Source organism: Shigella sp. SIG6 (assembly GCF_053555815.1).
In genome coordinates this window covers 1-2,216 of record NZ_JBQZXC010000240.1, presented here as the reverse complement: position 1 = coordinate 2,216, position 2,216 = coordinate 1, and the positions used below count along the sequence as shown (strand labels likewise).

Sequence of the window (2,216 nt, the reverse complement as noted above, 5' to 3'; positions counted from 1 at the left end):
AATATGAAGTTCTGGTCATTATTGAAGCATTTCCGGAAACACTGGCTGGTGAAAAAGGTCAGAATGCCGATGTCGTGTTATTAGGGCCGCAGATTGCTTATATGTTGCCCGAAATCCAGCGTTTGTTACCCAACAAACCGGTTGAAGTAATTGACTCGCTGCTTTATGGCAAAGTCGATGGTTTAGGCGTGCTTAAGGCTGCGGTTGCAGCGATTAAAAAAGCCGCAGCAAATTAATTTATTTTAAATTTTCCCGTCAAAGAGTTATTTCATAAATCAATACCGCAATATTTAAATTGCGGTTTTTAAGGGTATTTTTCTATGAGTAATGTTATTGCATCGCTTGAAAAGGTACTCCTCCCTTTTGCAGTTAAAATAGGAAAGCAGCCACACGTTAATGCAATCAAAAATGGCTTTATTCGCTTAATGCCGTTAACCCTTGCGGGGGCCATGTTTGTATTAATTAACAACGTTTTTCTAAGCTTTGGGGAGGGGTCGTTTTTTTATTCCTTAGGTATTCGCCTCGACGCCTCAACCATTGAAACACTTAATGGTCTGAAAGGTATTGGCGGCAACGTATATAACGGAACATTAGGAATAATGTCTTTAATGGCACCGTTCTTTATTGGCATGGCGCTGGCAGAAGAGCGTAAAGTCGATGCGCTGGCGGCTGGGTTGTTATCCGTTGCAGCATTTATGACCGTCACCCCATATAGTGTCGGTGAGGCCTATGCGGTTGGCGCAAACTGGTTAGGTGGGGCGAATATCATCTCCGGGATTATTATTGGCCTGGTGGTGGCAGAAATGTTTACCTTTATTGTCCGCCGCAATTGGGTCATTAAACTGCCCGACAGCGTACCTGCTTCAGTATCGCGTTCTTTCTCGGCATTAATTCCCGGCTTTATTATTCTTTCCGTGATGGGGATTATTGCCTGGGCGTTGAATACCTGGGGCACCAACTTCCATCAGATCATTATGGATACCATCTCAACCCCACTGGCATCGTTGGGTAGCGTGGTGGGCTGGGCCTATGTGATCTTTGTTCCACTGCTCTGGTTCTGCGGTATTCATGGCGCGCTGGCGCTGACCGCACTGGACAACGGCATTATGACGCCGTGGGCGCTGGAAAATATCGCGACCTATCAGCAATATGGTTCCGTCGAAGCGGCGCTGGCAGCCGGTAAGACCTTCCATATCTGGGCCAAGCCGATGCTGGACTCCTTTATTTTCCTTGGGGGCAGTGGTGCGACTTTAGGCCTGATCCTGGCTATCTTTATCGCCTCTCGCCGTGCTGATTATCGTCAGGTGGCAAAACTGGCGCTGCCGTCCGGCATCTTCCAGATTAACGAACCGATTCTGTTTGGTCTGCCAATTATCATGAACCCGGTGATGTTTATCCCGTTTGTACTGGTACAACCGATTCTGGCGGCAATCACCCTCGCAGCGTACTACATGGGCATCATTCCTCCGGTGACCAATATTGCACCGTGGACCATGCCAACCGGTCTGGGAGCCTTCTTTAACACCAACGGTAGCGTCGCCGCATTGCTGGTCGCACTCTTCAACCTTGGCATCGCAACGTTAATTTATCTGCCCTTTGTTGTGGTGGCTAACAAAGCACAAAATGCGATTGATAAAGAAGAGAGCGAAGAAGATATCGCTAACCCCTGAAATTTTAATCGATGCCGGTACGGGTAATCTTGCCGGTAAGAAGAGAGAGGAACGATGTATGATGGATCTCGATAATATTCCTGATACGCAAACAGAAGCTGAAGAGCTGGAAGAAGTGGTGATGGGGCTTATCATCAACTCTGGACAAGCGCGTAGCCTGGCGTATGCCGCATTGAAACAGGCGAAGCAGGGCGATTTTGCCGCAGCGAAAGCCATGATGGATCAGTCACGGATGGCATTGAATGAAGCGCATCTGGTACAGACGAAACTGATTGAAGGCGATGCGGGCGAAGGTAAGATGAAAGTGAGTCTGGTGCTGGTCCACGCTCAGGATCATTTAATGACGTCCATGCTTGCGCGTGAACTGATTACTGAATTAATTGAGCTTCATGAAAAACTGAAGGCATAAGGAGTCGATGATGCAGCCAGTGATTAACGCGCCGGAAATTGCCACTGCCCGAGAACAGCAGTTGTTTAATGGCAAAAACTTCCATGTGTTTATCTATAACAAAACTGAGAGTATCAGCGGACTGCATCAGCACGACT

The 2,216-nt window shown here is 47.7% G+C and carries 3 protein-coding genes and 1 pseudogene; all 4 read left to right on the top strand.

Annotated features, from left to right (window positions below; all coding sequences use genetic code 11):
• Positions 1 to 236, top strand: a 236-nt coding sequence (chbB, locus tag ACUU1M_RS19885; protein ID WP_449144771.1) for a PTS N,N'-diacetylchitobiose transporter subunit IIB, incomplete at its 5' end; no start/stop codon positions are given.
• An 84-nt stretch (positions 237 to 320) separates the two neighbouring features.
• Positions 321 to 1,670 carry a PTS N,N'-diacetylchitobiose transporter subunit IIC gene (chbC, locus tag ACUU1M_RS19880; protein WP_000073037.1) on the top strand — a complete coding sequence of 450 codons (1,350 nt, stop codon included), beginning with the start codon at positions 321 to 323 and terminating at the stop codon, positions 1,668 to 1,670.
• A 58-nt stretch (positions 1,671 to 1,728) separates the two neighbouring features.
• Complete coding sequence (gene chbA, locus ACUU1M_RS19875; protein ID WP_000968919.1) at positions 1,729 to 2,079, top strand: PTS N,N'-diacetylchitobiose transporter subunit IIA; 351 nt, start codon at positions 1,729 to 1,731, stop codon at positions 2,077 to 2,079.
• Between the two features lie 7 nt (positions 2,080 to 2,086).
• Positions 2,087 to 2,216, top strand: a pseudogene (locus ACUU1M_RS19870) (transcriptional regulator ChbR); the annotation flags it as partial.

What these genes read in the sequence shown, in the direction of transcription:
- chbC (WP_000073037.1), top strand. Translation starts at nt 321, where the DNA reads ATGAGTAATGTTATTGCATCGCTTGAAAAGGTACTCCTCCCTTTTGCA.
- chbA (WP_000968919.1), top strand. Translation starts at nt 1,729, where the DNA reads ATGATGGATCTCGATAATATTCCTGATACGCAAACAGAAGCTGAAGAG.